Source organism: Myroides oncorhynchi (assembly GCF_020905415.1).
Classification (GTDB): domain Bacteria; phylum Bacteroidota; class Bacteroidia; order Flavobacteriales; family Flavobacteriaceae; genus Flavobacterium; species Flavobacterium oncorhynchi_A.
The window spans coordinates 2,935,176-2,955,064 of sequence record NZ_JAJJMP010000001.1 but is presented as its reverse complement, the minus strand read 5'-3'; the positions used below and the strand labels follow the sequence as shown (position 1 = coordinate 2,955,064).

The 19,889-nt window shown below is 33.4% G+C and carries 14 protein-coding genes; 6 read left to right on the top strand and 8 right to left on the bottom strand.

The features are described from left to right. Window positions 1–47: 47 nt before the first annotated feature. Window positions 48–2,885, bottom strand: coding sequence for a TonB-dependent receptor (locus tag LNQ81_RS12890; RefSeq protein ID WP_229947359.1), 2,838 nt, complete (start codon window positions 2,883–2,885; stop codon window positions 48–50). 662 nt (window positions 2,886–3,547) lie between these two features. On the opposite strand from LNQ81_RS12890, the gene LNQ81_RS12885 reads away from it, so the two are divergent. Then, window positions 3,548–3,859: a hypothetical protein gene (locus LNQ81_RS12885; RefSeq protein WP_229947357.1), complete on the top strand. Its 312-nt coding sequence runs from the start codon at window positions 3,548–3,550 to the stop codon at window positions 3,857–3,859. A 224-nt stretch (window positions 3,860–4,083) separates the two neighbouring features. Here LNQ81_RS12885 and LNQ81_RS12880 read toward each other — a convergent pair whose 3' ends face one another. Then, window positions 4,084–4,842 (bottom strand): LuxR C-terminal-related transcriptional regulator, encoded by a 759-nt coding sequence (locus LNQ81_RS12880; protein ID WP_229947355.1) that lies wholly within the window; start codon window positions 4,840–4,842, stop codon window positions 4,084–4,086. Window positions 4,843–4,950: 108 nt separating this feature from the next. On the opposite strand from LNQ81_RS12880, the gene LNQ81_RS12875 reads away from it, so the two are divergent. The 5 genes from LNQ81_RS12875 (at window position 4,951) to LNQ81_RS12855 (ending at window position 9,449) form a co-directional block, all read left to right on the top strand. Then, window positions 4,951–5,406, top strand: coding sequence for a hypothetical protein (locus LNQ81_RS12875; protein ID WP_229947353.1), 456 nt, complete (start codon window positions 4,951–4,953; stop codon window positions 5,404–5,406). Between the two features lie 396 nt (window positions 5,407–5,802). Beyond that, complete coding sequence (locus tag LNQ81_RS12870; protein WP_229947351.1) at window positions 5,803–7,185, top strand: hypothetical protein; 1,383 nt, start codon at window positions 5,803–5,805, stop codon at window positions 7,183–7,185. 110 nt (window positions 7,186–7,295) lie between these two features. Continuing rightward, window positions 7,296–7,766: a hypothetical protein gene (locus tag LNQ81_RS12865; RefSeq protein ID WP_229947345.1), complete on the top strand. Its 471-nt coding sequence runs from the start codon at window positions 7,296–7,298 to the stop codon at window positions 7,764–7,766. Between the two features lie 171 nt (window positions 7,767–7,937). Continuing rightward, window positions 7,938–8,843 (top strand): DNA-processing protein DprA, encoded by a 906-nt coding sequence (locus LNQ81_RS12860; protein WP_229947343.1) that lies wholly within the window; start codon window positions 7,938–7,940, stop codon window positions 8,841–8,843. A 207-nt stretch (window positions 8,844–9,050) separates the two neighbouring features. After that, window positions 9,051–9,449, top strand: a complete 399-nt coding sequence (locus tag LNQ81_RS12855; protein ID WP_229947340.1) for a hypothetical protein — start codon at window positions 9,051–9,053, stop codon at window positions 9,447–9,449. Here LNQ81_RS12855 and LNQ81_RS12850 read toward each other — a convergent pair. The 6 genes from LNQ81_RS12850 to LNQ81_RS12825 form a co-directional block, all read right to left on the bottom strand. Continuing rightward, complete coding sequence (locus LNQ81_RS12850; RefSeq protein ID WP_229947339.1) at window positions 9,446–9,859, bottom strand: hypothetical protein; 414 nt, start codon at window positions 9,857–9,859, stop codon at window positions 9,446–9,448. The two genes, LNQ81_RS12855 and LNQ81_RS12850, sit on opposite strands and share 4 nt — an antisense overlap. Before the next feature lie 195 nt (window positions 9,860–10,054). Beyond that, a complete protein-coding gene (locus tag LNQ81_RS12845; protein WP_229947337.1) occupies window positions 10,055–10,861 on the bottom strand; it encodes a hypothetical protein in 807 nt (268 codons plus the stop codon). 4 nt (window positions 10,862–10,865) lie between these two features. After that, window positions 10,866–14,237, bottom strand: coding sequence for an RHS repeat-associated core domain-containing protein (locus LNQ81_RS12840; RefSeq protein WP_229947335.1), 3,372 nt, complete (start codon window positions 14,235–14,237; stop codon window positions 10,866–10,868). Between the two features lie 66 nt (window positions 14,238–14,303). Further along, a complete protein-coding gene (locus tag LNQ81_RS12835) occupies window positions 14,304–14,966 on the bottom strand; it encodes a HEAT repeat domain-containing protein (RefSeq protein ID WP_229947333.1) in 663 nt (220 codons plus the stop codon). A gap of 9 nt (window positions 14,967–14,975) precedes the next feature. Next, the gene (locus LNQ81_RS12830; protein ID WP_229947331.1) at window positions 14,976–15,656 is read right to left on the bottom strand and encodes a hypothetical protein; all 681 of its coding nucleotides are present in this window, start codon (window positions 15,654–15,656) and stop codon (window positions 14,976–14,978) included. 10 nt (window positions 15,657–15,666) lie between these two features. After that, window positions 15,667–19,878, bottom strand: coding sequence for an RHS repeat-associated core domain-containing protein (locus tag LNQ81_RS12825; RefSeq protein WP_229947329.1), 4,212 nt, complete (start codon window positions 19,876–19,878; stop codon window positions 15,667–15,669). Window positions 19,879–19,889: the final 11 nt, after the last annotated feature.

The window sequence follows — 19,889 nt, the reverse complement described above, 5'->3', positions numbered from 1 at the left end:
TCCTATTTCACTGTATGATATGGTTGTGTTATGTTGTATTATTCTCTTTAAAAATCAAACTTAAGTCCTAATGTGAATTTAGGCTGGTAATATTCCATTTGTTTCACATAAGAGCTAACACCTTGATAGTATCTCAATGGTTGATTCGTAAGGTTATTTGCCTCTGCAAATACGCGTAAATATTTTGTTATTTTATAAGAAGCATTTGCATCTAAAAACAATTGTTTATCATAAAAACTATCTTCAAAACTACTACCTCCTAATGCATCTAGGTAGTCCGAGGTATAATTCATAGAAATACGCGCTGAGAAGCGGTCATTCTCCCAAGATAATGATCCGTTAAACATATGTGGGGCCGAACCTGGTAACTCCATATTCTCCCTGATTTGTCCATCAGCATTGGCAATCCCCTTAGCCTTGGAATGTGTATAGGTATAATTCACATATATTCCCAATCCCTTTAAAAACTTACCTGGTAAGAAGTCTAACTGTCTTTGAAAGGCTACCTCTAGGCCATATAAGTTTACTTGATCTCCATTGCGCTGTTGCATGAACTTCCAATTCTCACCATCTTTTATCGGATTTACTTGATCTGGGAATAAACCATTAAAAGCATCTTTAGTGAAAGAATCCGATCTATAAGTATAGATAAAATCATTCAAGTTTTTATAGAATACTCCAGCCGAGAACATACCTACAGATTTAAAATACTTCTCTACCATTAAATCAAAGTTATAAGCATAAGTCACTTTTAGATCCGCATTACCAGCCGCTATACTATTGTCTTGAGAAGCAACGTTGATATAAGGAGCTAATGCGTAATAATCTGGCCTAGCTAAAGCAGTAGTAAATGCGGCTCTGTAGATCCAATCTGTAGCTGTTTGATACTTAAAAGTAATACTAGGAAGTATATTTGTATAACTATTGGTATTGCTTACTGTTCCCTTTAGATCACTCTGATCTACAATGTGATTTCCTGTATAATCAATACTTGTGTGTTCTATACGGGCACCAACTATCATGGAAAGGTTCTCATTAAAATCTTGATCCCAACGAATATATCCAGCATAGATATTCTCTTTTGCTTTAAAATTCAATGCTAGGTATTCCTCTGGAACAGCATCTTTTTTAAACAATCCTGAATTGTGTAAGTCTAAGGATCCTAAGTATTGGTTTGATGCAAAATATCCTGGTACATACTTGCTTCCTGGTTGAAAATCATTACCGTTATAGTAATTATTAGCCACCATATCTAAGTTACCTATAGCATTACCTGGCAAGGGAGTAAACTCATAGAACATATTATCTCTTTTTTTGTCCTTTAATCTTAGTCTTGCTCCAAATCTTAGTCTTCCTTTTTGATGCTCAATAACAGACAAAGGAATTCTGAAGTTTAACTTGGCACCAAATTCACTATCCTTAGTGAAGTTATCATTCTCAGAAAGCTTTCTAAAACTAAAGTTATCAGCCGTATCCTCACCAGAGATCACCATTGGGAATCTACCATCGGAAATATACTGGGTCATTGATACTTTTTTATTTTGAAAGTCAAGATAACGCTCTCCAGGACGGTCCTCCGATGCCTGAGAATAATTAACTGACCAATCCATATCCAGATTACTAGACCATAGGTGAATACCACTTAATGAATAGTTCTGAATTCTTTGATCCTCTAGTCTTGTGTTCTTGTTTCTATTGTTATCTACTCCTGCTTTAGTTTCTCTTCTAATATCTCCTGTAAAACCAGTTATATTGTCCTGAGTATCATAGATGGGTTTAATCCCCCTGTAGCGAACGCGGTAGCGATTCTCTCTATCGTCTCTCCAGTTGTATATCGCGCTTGCATAAATAGTGTGATTCTCATTAATTTTATAATCAAACGCTGCTGAGAAACTACGACGAACACGTTGTACATCATACTTTCTGATGTCATACTCACCTAAATATACATTGCCGTGTTTATCCTTAGACCAGACTGCCTCAACATTATCAGACCCGAAATTGTTATTATTGTATGAACCACTTAGAATCATCCCAAACTTAGAGTCTAAAAAGCGATTACCATACACAAAACTACCCACATAGTTCCCCTTGTCTCTAATGGGATTAAAACCTCCTGCTAATGTAGCCGATATACGCTCCCCATAAGGTGAAGCGCGCGTAATCAAATCAACAGATCCACCAATGGCGTCTGCATCCATATCGGGTGTTAATGTCTTGTTGACCTTAATGGAAGAAATCATATCTGATGGAATAAGGTCCATCTGTACATTTCTATTATCTCCCTCGGCAGAGGGAATACGGTCTCCATTTAATGTCACAGAGTTTAAACTAGGTGCTAATCCACGAATAACGATATTACGAGCTTCTCCTTGATCGTTTTGCATGGTAATACCAGGCACACGCTTTAAGGCATCACCAATATTAGAATCAGGAAAACGCCCTACTTGATCTGCAGATATAACATTACTAACATTTACATTATTCATCTGTTGATTAAGGGCTTTTGCCTGTCCTTTTAAACGCTCTCCTATCACCACAATACCTTCCAATGTTTCTACATCAGTAGACAGATCAAGATTCAAAACTGTATTTTGACCCGCTATAACTTCTATTTGTTTTTCAATATCTCCATATCCTATATAACTTACAGATAAAGTATACTCTCCTGCAGGAATATTTAAAAACTCATAATAACCATTTGTATTACTAACAGTATATTGCTTGCCTTTATCTAATAAGACTGCTGCTCCAGGTAATGAGCTTCTATCTGTTTTATCGATAACACGACCAGATAGTATACCAGTTTTTTTACTAGTGTTTTGCCCATAGGTAGTCCAGGTTAAACAAATAGCAAATAAGAATAATAAGTACTTTAATTTCATAATTATAATGTCAATTGATTTTAGGCTAAATTAAGATCAACCCCTTAGCAGAATGTTGCTATATCATTACCATTACAAATACTTAAATCAAAACATTTAATACATATATTACACAAATAAGTATTAAAAAAAACAATAAACATCATAAAATCACACATACAACAACTCCATTTATCACAATAGTTTCTAGTTTATTGGGGATTAATTACATTTATAAAAATTAAGAAATTGTTAAGTAAGATTGTCTCAAAATAGGTCTGTCTTACCCAGACAAGTAAAAACTAATTATACCACAGAAATACATTTGTATACGTTTTTTTATCCAATAACACCCCCACTCTATTATGGCCTAAGTCTTAAAAGAATTAACTTTGTGATTACTTTTAATTAATCTTCTCTTATACCCATAAAAAACTAGTTACCAGCCAAATAACTTTTTTTTTATTCTAGCCAGTTTTATTTAAAATTAAATAAGGTTAAAGAATCCCTAGACCAAGGCTCATAAATCACTTAAAACATAGATTAATATTTAGTTTGAACTTAAATACTCAATTGCTTAATAATTTATCTTATTTAATAAATAAACTAAATATTTGAGTTTATTTATTATAATAATATTAAGTTAATTTATTATATTTATACTTAACCAATAAAACATTATCATGAAAAATTTATTAACTATTCTTGTAGTTCTTTTCTCCATTGGAGCTTTTGCTCAAGAATCAACAGTTGGTCCTCCTATTGGACCTCCTCCTGAAAAAGAACCTTTATGTGCACTTAGGATTGTACAGCCTTGTGAAGGTTCTGAAGATGCTATTAATAGATTTGAATATACTGTTGAAGCTTGTAAACGATATGCTGATGTATCCGCTAAAGTTATTACAGAGTACTTATGTCAATATGGTGTTTTTCCTGATGGTGTTACCCTTTTAGATAAAAGTGAAAAAAACCCAGGTATATTAATAAGACCTTAGAAATAGAAAAAGCCAAGATAATTTTTATTCTTGGCTTTTTCTTTACCCCCTTTTTATGGAAGATTAATAACCCCGACGTTTACTTATTGCCTTTATTGTTTTACAAGACCAAACTATGATGGTTATATCCCTACACATACTGCATTTATTTTAATATACTAGTTGAAATTCACTCTTCCCAGCAGTACTCCTTGTAACTTGTAACTTTTAACCAACAAAATACTTTACACCCAACCTTCTCGGATTGATTTAACTAGCAATTCTTGTAAATTCATACAGCCTGATTTTTGCAAGATATTCTTGCGGTGGTTGCGGATTGTAAAAATACTTCGCTCTAATAGCAAGGCAATTTCTTCACTTTTTTTGCCTTGTACCATATAATGTAGTATTTCCTGTTCTTTGGCAGTAAAGAGTTTGTTTGCAATAGTGAACTCTTGTGTTAAATGGACATTGTAGTAAGAAGGAGCATCTTGCATACCAATAAAAGATAATTTAGGAATTCCCGTTATATTTAAATGCGTTAGATCGGTGAAAATGCCCAATGTGCGCGCACCACCCTCAGGAAAATAAAAAAGAGGTACGATTTGTTGTTGAATGCGCTTATAACTTCCATCTTGCGTTTTAAATCGATAATCATAAGCAAATTTATATTTAAAGATTAGTTCTTGAGACAGTCCCATGAAAAAGCGAACCGCACTTTGTTCGTAATGATAAAAATAAGGTAAATCCTCAGGGTGAATATTACTAATTATCTGTTCTAGGAAAAACGCATCTGCATTATATCCCAGTACTTTTTTAATATTGGGACTTACATACTCTACTTCTGCTTTTAGAGTATTGAAAATTAAATAAAAATAATCACCAAAGTGAAATACATCCATATAACGATTAATCAGATCTTGTTCAAAAAGATCGATTGACTCGGTTAAGCCCCTGGGAATATCATCCCAAATATCGCGTAATTTATCTATTCTATTATCCATCAATAGTGAAACTAAGGTTTTTGTTTTCAAGGCTATAGCTAGATGTAGCTATTTTATATCAAAAATATAAAAAATACCTTTGTTAATATAATTTTAACATATAAAAGAATGAACACACAAACAACAAAACTAGTAGGTATTTTCGGTATGATTCTATTGCTAGGGACACAAAACTTAAAAGCACAAACCTTTTATGGATATGTTAGTGCAAAAGAAAAATCGGAAACTATAGCTTCAGATAAAGTAAATCGATTAATTATCTCTAACATATTTGAAGTAAAGTTTTGCAAAGATTATCAAGTGTCTTTATCCAATCTAGAAAGAGGAACCTACGAGATCACACCCGTCAGATCTATTGTAAAAAGTAAATTAAGAGTGGAGTATGATTACGGACTCAAACTGGTAGGTTATAATATCAACCATCATTTTGCAGATATTAAATTATTTGAATCCTATGACAAAGCAGATACAAACCGCAAGACCATGATTGCTGAATACAAAAACGATAGATATAATCCTGCTAATAGTGAATCAGTTTATATATCGTTAGAATGTTTCAAATAACAACCAATTATTTTACTAACTCTGTTATCGTATAAATAAGGGTCCATGTTTTTAATCAGATATAAATTCTTGATTTCCTTTTGAATAATGAAGCTCTAAAAACAATAAAAACTTGGTAGTTACAACACTTGTCTTTTTGGTAATAACGATTTGGCATAACAAGCCACAGAAGTATTTAACTTAAACGATTCAATAACCCTAAGAAGTATTCCAATTTACCATATGAAAGTAAAAAAACTACCTCTATACTCTAAAAAGGGAGTGCTATACATACACTTTAAACCAAACCAATAAATAAAGTATCATACCTACAACAAAAACAAAAGGATTTCTAAAGCCTTAGACTTTTTGTCCAAAGAGAAAAAGAAGCATTTTAACTTTTAAAATAAATAAACCATGAAGGCAAAATTACTAATGCTGCTTCTACTTTGGACGGGAGTAGTTTGGGGGCAAAAAAATACAATTTACACCGATAATCAGATTAAAGTAATAGGTTTAGGTATTACCCTAAATTCCGATGTCCCTGTAAAAACACAGAAACAAGAGATAATCGAAGTAGTTAGAAAAATTGTGAATCAACAAGACTCAAAGACTATAATTGGAGAAATAAGAATTAGAGAAACAACGATTGTTTTTGATAACGCACTTACATCTGAACTTAAAAATAGTATTAATCCTAAAGAGAAAGAAAATATAAATACCCAACTCACTAAACTCTATCTGGACTTGATGCAAAAACAGAAGAAAGAAAATAAATCTTACTCTGCATTACAAGTAGAAATTAAAAGCACTAACAAGAAGTTTGAACAAGAAATTATAAAAATAGACAGCATAAAATTTGATATTAGAGAAGGAATACTGGAGTTTATCAAGGTTTACCTTAATGATGGTACAACCTATAGCAATAGAACTGCTCCTATAGCACTACTTTATCTTGACTCTAGATCAGATGACAAGCTGTATGATTCTGATAACCAAAAATTTGTACTATTAAAAAATGTCGTGATTTTCGATACAGACAGAAGGTTTGGATATCTACCAGATGATGGGAGGTTTTCTCTTAGCAATATAGATACATCTTTAAATAAAAAACTACTCAAAAAAGATAACAATTTGAATAGCATCGTTAGTTTTACGGCATATTCCGATCTTTTAGGGCTATTAGCAGATCAACCCAATGCACTTGTAAATTTTGAAACCAAAGCTAAATTTTTCATACACAGAAAAAACATAAAGGAAAAATTCGGGTATCTATTTTCTTGGATTGAGCCTTATTTCAACTACAATCGAGTAGATAGTAAGTTTGACAATACTATTACAAGTAATCAAAAAATAAACCCCGTAGAAATATTTAGAACACACAATATAGCCATTGGAGGTAATCTTTCAATTTTGCGTTGGCATTGGAGACCATCAAACATTGCTGAACTAAATTTTGGTTATATGTTTACCTCAACCAACCTTGTGGTTAATGCAGAAAATACAGAGGCAATTAACCATATAAAATATTTAGATGCCAGTCTCAAATCTATGATAGTGGACAATTTCGGTGCTACACTTAATATAAAGTATATGTGGTTAAAGCTCAATGATAATGAGTATTTTGAAAATATTCATCATAAAATGCTACCAGTAAGTGGAGAGATTTTTTATAAATCCTCAAAGAAAGAATCTAGAGATAAGATATTCTTACGCTTTACAAACTATCTCATTTTTAATGACAGAAAACAAGATTTTTTCCAGCTTCAAGTTGGCTTAGCTAAAGCATTAGATTTCTAAAAAAATCATTAAAATTTATCAAGTTATAAATCTATTAGGAGTTTAATGAGCCTTTTCATTTACAAACAAGCCTATTTAAAAAAGAAAAATACTAATTAAACAAAACAGTTATGAGAAAACTATTTACAATTTTTCTATTTATAGTAACAACATTTACTATAAAAGCACAAACCCTTGAAGAAACGATGGAATACATTCAAGTAAATGTGTTAAATTATTCGTTGAGTAAAAATGAGCCAACAAAGTGTGTAGATCAAACAATAAAAAAGACGGTTGGATATTATAACTTATTAGGTTATCCCCCTGTTAGTATTGCAGTTATAAATCTTCAAGACATTAGGTCAGTATCTTATAATTCTAGCAGCAATTTTATTTCTATTGTTATTACAGGAAATAGTTATAGTCAACAATATGTAAATGCAACAACAGATAAGTTAGAAGAACAGAAAAAGAAAGAAACCTTTATTGAGTTAATTCTTCTTCCAAATACCCCTGAGGTGGTTGTACAAAAAATAATTAAAGCTATAAAACATGCTGCTAGTTTAGGTGGAGCAAAACTAATAAAGGATGATTTATTTTAAAGCAATCAATAGCCTCCTAAACATTTAAAAAAAGGCATAAAAAAGAGAAGAAAATTGATTTAATGGATAAATAAGTATAGATGTACATTTTGAGTTGATATATCTAATATTGTTTTTATTTGTGGAGTTTAATAATTGGTTTAACTTGCATTAGTATAAAAAAAATGTTTTATGGAGATTGCTTTTATTGATCACGGAAAAGAAATGGATTTTGTTAATACTTATTCACCATTTGAAGAAATGGCAGCATATGAAGCAATATGGTCAAAGGATCGAAGTATTAATTATCAGAAATTAGCAGCAATGTTGATTAATAAGAATGTATTACCTTCTGAATTAATTTCAGAAGAATTTGTTTTAGAGGCAAAAGATAGATTGAAAAAACGATTTTATAAAGAATCAAGTTTTGATTTTGATTTTATCTTAAGTAAGTCTTTTGATTATCCACAAAAATTGAAAGATGCTAAAGAACCTATAGAAGTACTTTATTATCAAGGATGTATTGATTTAATAAACAGTAGATCTATAGCTATTGTAGGATCAAGAAAACCATCAGAGGAAGGACTAAGAAGAGCAAGTAAATTAGCACGTCTTTTAATAAAAAATGGATTTACCATTATATCAGGATTAGCAGAAGGAATAGATACAGTAGCTCATCAAACTGCAATAGAAAATAATGGTAATACTATTGCTGTGATAGGTACTCCTTTAGATGAATATTACCCAAAGAAGAATGAAGAATTACAAAAATATATAGCTAAAAACTTCTTATTAGTAAGTCAAGTCCCTTTTCTAAGATATTCCGAACAAACATATCGTGGTAATAGACTGTTTTTTCCAGAGCGAAATAAGACAATGTCAGCAATTTCTGAAGCTACTATAATTGTAGAAGCGAGTGATACTTCTGGCACTTTAATTCAAGCAAAAGCAGCACTTGAACAAGGAAGAAAGCTATTCATTCTCCAGAGTTGTTTTGAGAATACTGCTATTTCATGGCCAAGTAAGTTTGAAAAATTAGGTGCTACTAGAGTAAATGATTTTGGTGATATAATGCAAAATTTAAGTACTCATGAATAGTTTTGCAAGGTTTATAGAAATAGATGGTAATCCACTAGGAGAACGTCCAAGCAATTTTTAGATAAAAGTGATAAGTGTGTCTATGCTTTAAAATATTGTGGAGGTAAAGGAGTTCACTATAATAGTCATATCTTAAATATTAAGAAACCTATTAATGATCCATATGTAAATCATAAAAAAAGGAGTATAAAGTTTTTAGGAAAATCGATGAGTACAGCTTTAAATGTTAAGGTAGTTAAAGCAAATTGGTCAATTGTAGTTATACCTCCTTCAAAATCTAAAAGCGATCCATTATATGATGATAGATTATTACAGATTCTAGAACATGCAGGACTTTCTGATGTAGTTGTTGATATTTTTTTTATTGAGGAAACAAGAGAACCTTCTCATACTAATCAAAATGTTAATAATAGATCAGTAGAGTTTCATCAGAATATAATTAAATATGATAAAAAATTAATTCCTATATTGAAGAATAATATAATTATTTTTGATGATGTGATTACTTCTGGTGCTCAATATAAAGCAGTAAAAAATATTCTGTTAGACATCAATCCAGATTATAATATAAGGGGGATGTTTATAGCAAGAACTTTATGTGATTAATCTAAAGTACACGACAAAAAACAAAATATATTGATATTTAAGTGATTAACTATACCTTTTTTATGATAATATGTGCTTATTGAACCAATACTATTGGTTACTTCTGTATACCCCTTATAATAGGCAAAATAATAACTAAATAGTCCTGCTGAGTTAACAGCCGCAGTACATCTATCTTGTTTGTCGTATTCAAAACTAAATACAACTCCGTTGTTAAATTTTCTACTTTTTATTAGATGTCTTTCCCAGCTAAGTTCATTGTAAATATTCTGAGCATCGTAAAAACGTGTCATACGCCCCCTATTATCATACTGATACCTTACTGGGGTAAAACTAACATCTACTAGATCGGGGTGATCCATACTCATAGACTCAATACATCCTTTATTGTCTGTACTAACCTTAATCACGCGGTACATACTATCGCGTATCTCTAAAAGATGGCCGTCTTTTGAATAGATAAATACAATAGATGCCCCATCTCTATTGACAATCTTACTTAGCTACATAATACTATAGTCGATAGGAGAGTCTCCCTCGAAGTTTGATAAAAAAAGAGGATACCTATAGTAAATATCCTCTTCTTCTTTATTACTCTAAATTATTTATATAAATCTATTAATTAATTCCAAAGCCTTTTTATAATCTTGTTTTGCAGATTCATTTATCCAAAAATTATACAAATCTAAATTTTTCAAGACTCCTCTACCTTCCTTATACATAAGTGCTAAATCATATTGGCCATGAGCATCACCAGACTCAGCTCTTTCATAAAAAAAATCCACTTGCCCATTTATATTTATTAACCAATAATCAACGTTATTAGGTTTTAGTATTTTAATGTGTTCATTGTCAAACCAACTAGTTTTTTTTATATTATTATCAATTATATCATAAATAATAACACCTAAAGGTGTAGTCATAAAAGCTATTTCTCTTAGAAAATGGCCTTGTTGATTATAAATATTTACTCCTATTAACAATTTATCAATTCCTTTGAAAGTAAAAAACATCTCGTAAGAATAAAACCTATTCTTTTTTATTTTAGAAAACACTATTTTTTTTCTACCTATAGATTCTTTAACATATTTTTTTATAACATCAATATTTATATCTAATTCTAAAAAAACTAATATATCACAATAGAAATCAATTATTTCTTCAATACAATCAGGTTTTTTTACATAAGAGCTGTTAATATTTAACACATTACCTGTTGTCTCTACTGTTGTCTCTATTTCTTTATTATGCAAATAGCAATTAATTTTGTATGTTTTTTTCAACTTTAATTCTAACAAATACAAATTAATTAGTCTAACGACATTGTAGTTATTTTTATTTAAGATTTCATTAACAAGACTATTATCTATATCTGATGACAGATAAGGCTGAATATAAATTTTTGTTTTCATCTTTTTACATTTCTGGAATTGGTTTAATCTGATTTGGAGGACCACTTGGAACATTTGACAAACCTTGTTTTTGCTTTGAATGACTGTATGAATTTACTTTTCCTTGTTCCCAGTTAAGAGCATTTTGTCTAGCTGTTTTATTTGTTTTTCCTGAACTTCCTTTTATTTTTTCTCTTAGTACTTTTCCTTTTATATCTGGATTATTGCCATATTTTGTTCGTATTTTTTGTTTTACTCTTGGAGATGATCCATTGAGATTTAACTTTTGACCACTAATACCATATTCTAAAATATCTCCTGTTTTTTCGTTAAAAATCACATATCCATGTTGATCATTCTTACTGTTTTTTGAATTACCATGCGGGTCAATAGTATTAGTACATGCCAACCCAAACACATCCAACCAACTACTCGGATCATGCACATACCCATACAATGTAGGATTACCACCAGCAAGACCTATCGGGTCTTGACTGATATAATTCCCATCATCAGGGTCATAATACCTAAAACGATTATACGCTAGCCCTGTCTCTCTATCCAGTGTCTGACCTTGATAAAGGTAATTACAAAATCCTTCATCTCCAATACTCATTCTCGCTTTTCCAAACGAGTCTAATTCACGCTCCCACACTTTATCTCCGCTATCACTATAGCCTAGTATAGGAGTACCAAGGTGATCTGTCACAATACTGTATCGCTTATCTCCCTTGATCTTAGCCATAGGAGCGAAGTTGCCCTCTTCAAATACCCAAGTGATAATCTCATCTGCTGTAGCCTCTCGAGCATCGAAGTTTTTATACTCATGAAGTGGTACATTCCCATCCCATACATAATGTGTAGTAGTCTTCTTATATCGCTTATACAGTCGTCTACCTAGGGCGTCATAAGCGAACTCTACGCTATCCCCATCAGGGCGTATCACCTCACTTAGCATACCTGATTCATCCCATTGGTATTGCCAACTCTCCCCTCTAGAGAGTTGTTTTTCTATCAGATTACCCAGCTTATCATACTTATACTTCGTATTTCCCTTGCTAATAAGACGTCCACCTTTCTCATACTTTCGGTCTTTCATCTGTTTACTCTGGTAGAGATTCCCTACTAAGTCAAAGGGTCTGTATTCTACACTGCCATCTCCATAGATTACCTCTGAGAGATTGCCATAGATATCGTGGTTAAAGCGTTTCTCACCTGTAACACTATCCTTTATACCTGCTAGGGTATCTCCATGCCATAGGTACTGTCTATGACGCTGTGACTTGCCTTGCTTGCCTTTGATATCCTGACGAATCAGCCTGCCAAACTTATCATAACTACTCTCCTGGGCAATTCCTCCAGAAAAGGCTCTATTAATTTCCTGTCCTAAGTAGTTGTACTCATAGCTACTAGACCATCCATTAACCTCTAGCTTGTCTAGCAGTCCCTTTAATGGATCATAACTAAGATCTATATCTGCTCCTAGACTACTAGTGGTCTTAGTGCGCTGACCGTAGTCGTTATACTCATTACGAATCCAGTGATTATTGCTTTTCTCTTCTACAAGATTACCCATCACATCATAGCTAAAGCTAACCTTAGCATCCTTGTTATTTGCCTTGATTAGCGCTCCTGTGATGTCATAGTCAAACTCCTGATAACTCTGATCTGCTTGATGTAAGATAGTTGTCAGGTTACCTGCGCTGTTATATGAGTAAGTATCTATATGTCCATTAGCCTTGATCTTCTGTCTAACTCTGCCTGTGTGGTCACGCTCATAGCGATGTACAATACCATCAAAGCCCGTTTCTTTTATAACATTACCCTCTGAGTCTAGATCAAAGATATAGCTCTCGTAGTTCTCGTTTAATACCTGTGTAAGGTTACCCTCTAAGTCATAGGTAAAACGAACTTGTGATTTGTTTTCACTACGCACAGTTACATCTCCAAAGAAGTTGTACTCCATAGATACATATCTCTTAGCATCCTTAACAACCACAGCATTACCCATACTGTCATACTTAATCTCTGTAGCCTCGCCACCTTGATCACTAACCTTGATTACTTGACCCAGTAAATCATATTCCCTAAAATACTGCCCCCCTGTAGGACTCTGTATCTCTGTACATCGACCTAACTTGTCATAGTGGTAGTTAATACTCCCTCCATTGGGTAATATAATTCTGACTAATTCACCCTTGTGATAATTAAAGTAGGTGTCTTGTCCAAGTACATTTCTGACTCCAGCTATCTGACCATCTTCCATATAGTGGTAAAGCACCTGTTTACCTAAAGGATTTGTCTTCTTAATTAGTTTACCTGTTTGATTATATTCATATAACCAAACAATACCAGTGGGAAGCTTTATTTCTATAGGTTGATCTAAATCATTATACTCTAAAGATACCTTTCCTCTAGAGGACTGCTCTATACTTACCACATTAGAACGCTCATCATACACATAGCTAGTGGAGATGCCTTGTTCATTTACCTGTACTAATAAGTTATCTGCGTCATCATAAACAAATAACTGCTCAGCGGATAAGCTATTTACAATCCTATTAACTATGCCTTTTTTATGATAATACGTGCTTATTGAACCAATACTATTGGTTACTTCTGTATACCCCTTATAATAGGCAAAATAATAACTAAATAGTCCTGCTGAGTTAACAGCCGCAGTACATCTATCTTGTTTGTCGTATTCAAAACTAAATACAACTCCGTTGTTAAATTTTCTACTTTTTATTAGATGTCTTTCCCAACTAAGTTCATTGTAAATATTCTGAGCATCATAAAAACGCGTCATACGCCCCCTATTATCATACTGATACCTTACTGGGGTAAAACTAACATCTACTAGATCGGGATGATCTATACTCATAGACTCAATACATCCTTTATTGTCTGTACTAACCTTAATCACCCGGTACATACTATCGCGTATCTCTAAAAGATGCCCGTCTTTTGAATATGTAAATACAATAGATGCCCCATCTCTATTGACAATTTTACTTAGCTGTCGGATACTTGGGACAATAGAAGAGTTAGCCTCAAAGTAGTAATACAGTCCTTCCTTATCTGATACATAATACTTGCCATTCTCATCGCAATGTAACTCGTATTTTTCTTTTGGATTAAAGAAACGCTCGCCTGGTTTTAACATCGGAAAGACAACAGGACGACCTGCTGTATCACTCATAATCACACACTGATCCTCTTGTTCTATTTGAAGACTCATGTCATAACTGTGATAAATACTCTTGCCCAGCGGCCCTTCATATTCACTGTCACTATAGTAATTAGCCTCCCCTTTAAATGGGATTACTCCTGGTAATTCAAAACCAGCAATATAACTAGTCATATGACCACTAGGGTCTGATTTATTGTATCGCATATATAAAACAAAAGACTTAACTGTAATAGTTAAGTCTTTTGTTATGTAATTAATCCATTCTTCACCTTACTCAGAATATACTTTCTTACCTTTTCTAACTTTTTCAATTAGATTATGTCTTTTTCCTAAATACTCATCTTTAGAACATTCTTCTATAAAATTAATAATTTTAGGATCTTTTCTATCCCACTTAGACATTGCAGATAACAAATACTCCCTTGGATCAAAACTTCCAACCTCATGCTGTTCTTTTATAAGAGATTTTTTTAAATTAACTGCATCAATAAGTGTATACATATCTTCTTTTTCAGGAATAATATCGTCAAACGCCAATACTGCTAAAGCTCCTGAAAGAACAGATAAATTACCTTCTTTTAATAATTTCAATATTGGAGAAATATCTTTAATAGATTTTCTATTAATTCTCACATATGCTAAAGCTACTTCATGCGTAATCATATCATCTACCTGGTTTTCTTCTAGAATACTCTCTAAATGAGGTAAAACGTTTTTATACTTAATTTTACCTATTGCTTTTATCATTATACACTGTGTTTCCCAAGCTTTTAAATTCTTACTTTCTTTCAGATATGCTTGATATAATGAATCACCAAGGTCAACTACTTCAAACTCTCCCATCAATTTAGCAGCTTTTCTTCTTTCAGGTGCTTTGGAAGATTCTAATAATAATTTTAAATATTCAATACTTTCTTTTAGAACTTTTGCCATATATCTTCTTTATTTTTTATCAATAGACTTCATCAATGCCTCTTTCACTTTCATTACACCTAATTGATAGTCTTTTTCAACAAAATCTGTATATCTACTAGCATGCTCACCACGAGCATAACTAATAATGTCATCCATTCTATCTTCTGTCCCATTTAATATACATAAAATAATTCCGATATAAAAAGGATTACTTAATCCTGCATAAATTCCAATTATAGGTTTATCATATATATTTAATAAATATTCATAATTCTCTTGAAAACCATAAACAATTGGCAAAGCATACTGCTTTAGATGTGTAACTATTTTTTTTACTTCTGTTTCAATATCAACATCTAAATAAAAATTGTAAAGTCCATCATTTTCATGTTTTGGGACAAAATTATGATGAGTAGCTACATAAAATCTTTCCCTATTATATATAGGATATTCATTAAATAACTTTAACTCATGTAGCAATTTAAATATTTTACCTGAGTAAATATTTATTCCAAAATCCACCCCAAATTCTCCCTTTTTATGATGAGTTACTAAAGTTGTTATATCTATTAAAACATACATCCCATCATCAAACCAAAGTTCTAATTTTCCCTTTGTAACTTTTGATTTTAAACTTTTAGCAGAAAAATCTATTTGCTTTAGATTCTCACTTAGTTTATTATAAAATAACCTACGTCGTTCTTCCATTTTTTAATAATTAATAAGACTCATTATATTTTAACACATGAAAAGTAGCCGATTTAACATCTGTTTTATTACCAACACGAGGTCTATTATTAGTGTTTACTTCAAGTTGTGCTTGAGTACCTTTGCTCACATCAATATTTCCTCCATTTGGATTCGATGGAGTATTCATATTATACACTCCTGCATTTCCTTGATTTGTAGTTAGTCCTCCACTTCCATTTTTGGCTTCAAATACATGTATATTTCCACTAGGATCTATGGCAACAAAATCTGCTCTTATATTTTTCCCATTAACTTTCATTGTTACTTGCTCACCTAATATTGTATATCCTTCTGCTGTCAACTGTTTTCTTGCAGCTTTTTCTCCTGCTTTTCCACTATCATGACAAGCCGCTAATCCAAACGGATCAATCCATAAACTACTATCCCCCACATATCCATATAGTGTTGGATTACCACCTGCTAGACCTATCGGGTCTTGACTGATATAATTCCCATCCTCAGGACTGTAATACCTAAAACGGTTATACGCCAGTCCAGTCTCTCTATCCAGTGTCTGACCTTGATAAAGATAATTACAAAATCCTTCATCTCCAATACTCATTCTCGCTTTTCCGAATGAGTCCAACTCTCGTTCCCACACTTTATCTCCACTATCACTATAGCCTAGTATAGGAGTACCAAGGTGATCTGTCACAATACTGTATCGCTTATCTCCCTTGATCTTAGCCATAGGAGCGAAGTTGCCCTCTTCAAATACCCAAGTGATAATCTCATCTGCTGTAGCCTCTCGAGCATCGAAGTTTTTATACTCATGAAGTGGTACATTCCCATCCCATACATAATGTGTAGTAGTCTTCTTATATCGCTTATACAGTCGTCTACCTAGGGCGTCATAAGCAAAGCATACGCTATGCCCATCAGGGCGTATTACCTCACTTAGCATACCTGATTCATCCCATTGGTATTGCCAAATCTCTCCTCTAGAGAGTTGTTTTTCTATCAGATTACCCAGCTTATCATACTTATACTTCGTATTTCCCTTGCTAATAAGACGTCCACCTTTCTCATACTTGCGGTCTTTCATCTGTTTGCTCTGGTAGAGATTCCCAACTAAGTCAAAGGGTCTGTATTCTACACTGCCATCTCCATAGATTACCTCTGAGAGATTGCCATAGATATCATGGTTAAAGCGTTTCTCACCTGTAACACTATCCTTTATACCCGCAAGGGTATCTCCATGCCAAAGGTACTGTCTCTGGCGCTGATTCTTACCATGCTTGCCTTTGATATCCTGACGAATCAGCCTGCCAAACTTATCATAACTACTCTCCTGGGCAATTCCTCCAGAAAAGGCTCTATTAATTTCCTGTCCTAAGTAGTTGTACTCATAGCTACTAGACCATCCATTAACCTCTAGCTTGTCTAGCAGTCCCTTTAATGGATCATAACTAAGATCTATATCTGCTCCTAGGCTACTAGTGGTCTTAGTGCGCTGACCATAATCGTTATACTCATTTCGGATCCAGTGATCATTGCTTTTCTCTTCTACAAGATTGCCCATCACATCATATCTAAAGCTAACCTTAGCATCTTTGTTATTTGCCTTGATTAGTGCTCCTGTGATGTCATAGTCAAATTCCTGATAACTCTGATCTGCTTGATGTAAGATAGTTGTCAGGTTACCTGCGCTGTTATATGAGTAAGTATCTATATGTCCATTAGCCTTGATCTTCTGTCTAACTCTGCCTGTGTGGTCACGCTCATAGCGATGTACAATACCATCAAAGCCCGTTTCTTTTATAACATTACCCTCTGAGTCTAGATCAAAGATATAGCTCTCGTAGTTCTCGTTTAATACCTGTGTAAGGTTACCCTCTAAGTCATAGGTAAAACGAACTTGTGATTTGTTTTCACTACGCACGGTTACATCTCCAAAGAAGTTGTACTCCATAGATACATATCTCTTAGCATCCTTAACAACCACAGCATTACCCATACTGTCATACTTAATCTCTGTAGCCTCGCCACCTTGATTACTAACCTTGATTACTTGACCCAGTAAATCATATTCTCTAAAATACTGCGCCCCTGTAGGACTCTGTATCTCTGTACATCGACCTAACCTGTCATATTGGTAGTTAATACTCCCTCCATTGGGTAATATAATTCTGACTAATTCACCCTTGTGATAATTAAAATAGGTGTCTTGTCCAAGTACATTTCTGACTCCAGCTATCTGACCATCTTCCATATAGTGGTAAAGCACCTGTTTACCTAAAGGATTAGTCTTCTTAATTAGTTTACCTGTTTGATTATATTCATATAACCAAACAATACCAGTGGGAAGCTTTATTACTATAGGTTGATCTAAATCGTTATACTCTAAAGATACCTTTCCTCTAGAGGACTGCTCTATACTTACCACATTAGAACGCTCATCATACACATAGCTAGTGGAGATGCCTTGTTCATTTACCTGTACTAATAAGTTATCTGCGTCATCATAAACAAATAACTGCTCAGCGGATAAGCTATTTACAATCCTATTAACTATGCCTTTTTTATGATAATACGTGCTTATTGAACCAATACTATTGGTTACTTCTGTATACCCCTTATAATAGGCAAAATAATAACTAAATAGTCCTGCTGAGTTAACAGCCGCAGTACATCTATCTTGTTTGTCGTATTCAAAACTAAATACAACTCCGTTGTTAAATTTTCTACTTTTTATTAGATGTCTTTCCCAACTAAGTTCATTGTAGCTATTCTGAGCATCGTAAAAACGCGTCATACGCCCCCTATTATCATACTGATACCTTACTGGGGTAAAACTAACATCTACTAGATCGGGATGATCTATACTCATAGACTCAATACATCCTTTATTGTCTGTACTAACCTTAATCACCCGGTACATACTATCGCGTATCTCTAAAAGATGCCCATCTTTTGAATATGTAAATACAATAGATGCCCCATCTCTATTGACAATTTTACTTAGCTGTCGGATACTTGGAGCAATAGAAGAATTAGCCTCGAAGTAGTAATACAGTCCTTCCTTATCTGATACATAATACTTGCCATTCTCATCGCAATGTAACTCGTATTTTTCTTTTGGATTAAAGAAACGCTCGCCTGGTTTTAACATCGGAAAGACAACAGGACGACCTGCTGTATCACTCATAATCACACACTGATCCTCTTGTTCTATTTGAAGACTCATGTCATAACTGTGATAAATACTCTTGCCCAGCGGCCCTTCATATTCACTGTCACTATAGTAGTTAGCCTCCCATTTAAATGGAATTACGCCTGGTAATTCAAAACCAGCAATATAACTAGTCATATGACCACTAGCGGCATCTACAGGTTCTCCTAAATACTTACATATTGTAGGCTGTACTGCATCTCTGAACTTCTTAAACTTAGGAAATTTCCCCTCTATTTTACTTAAGGTTTTGGTAAGAAGTTTTCCTGTTATCTTTAATGCTTTTTTTCCTAAGAAGCCTGCTGCTTTACTAAGCCCCATAAACATTAAAGCATTCACTAAGTCTGCCCAACTTTGCTCCTTTTCTTCCTTTACACCTCCTACAAGCACAGGATTACCCATAGGTAGTATCACTAATACTGTAGTTAGATAATTCAAATAAAAACCTCCCGTGGGATTATTAAACAGCACTTTACCAACATCTTGACACGAATAGGCCCTACAGAACTGAGCACTCTGATTCTCTCCTTGTGTAATCACGGTCTTACTACCATGTGAAATCTGCCCTTCATGAGGGTGAAAAAACTTAGGTAACAAAAATAAAGGATGAGGGATAGCAAAATGAAGTAGATTAAGTGCTTTACCTATCTTGGCTAGCTTAGCAAATTTACCTGGAACTGGAGGTACACTAGGTAATCCTACTAGGGAGCTATTAGTAGCTGCTCTGTAAAATCCATTAATTTTTACTGTTCCTCCCATTGGTGCAGCACCTAAACTAAATCCACCTTCACTTGTATAGGATGGCATAGCAGGTATTGTACAATGTATATAATCCATTGGATCAAATACCACTGCAGAGAAAGGTGTTATAGGACAAGGAGTAACAGGCCACGGTACCTTTAGGACGTGAAAATCTAGTCCTCCAATAATGTCAAAATGCTTCGCTGCTAACTGTGGGTCTACAGGCGCGGCAAGCTCAGGACGGTTTGCTTTTATTAATATTGCCATTTCTTTTTCTT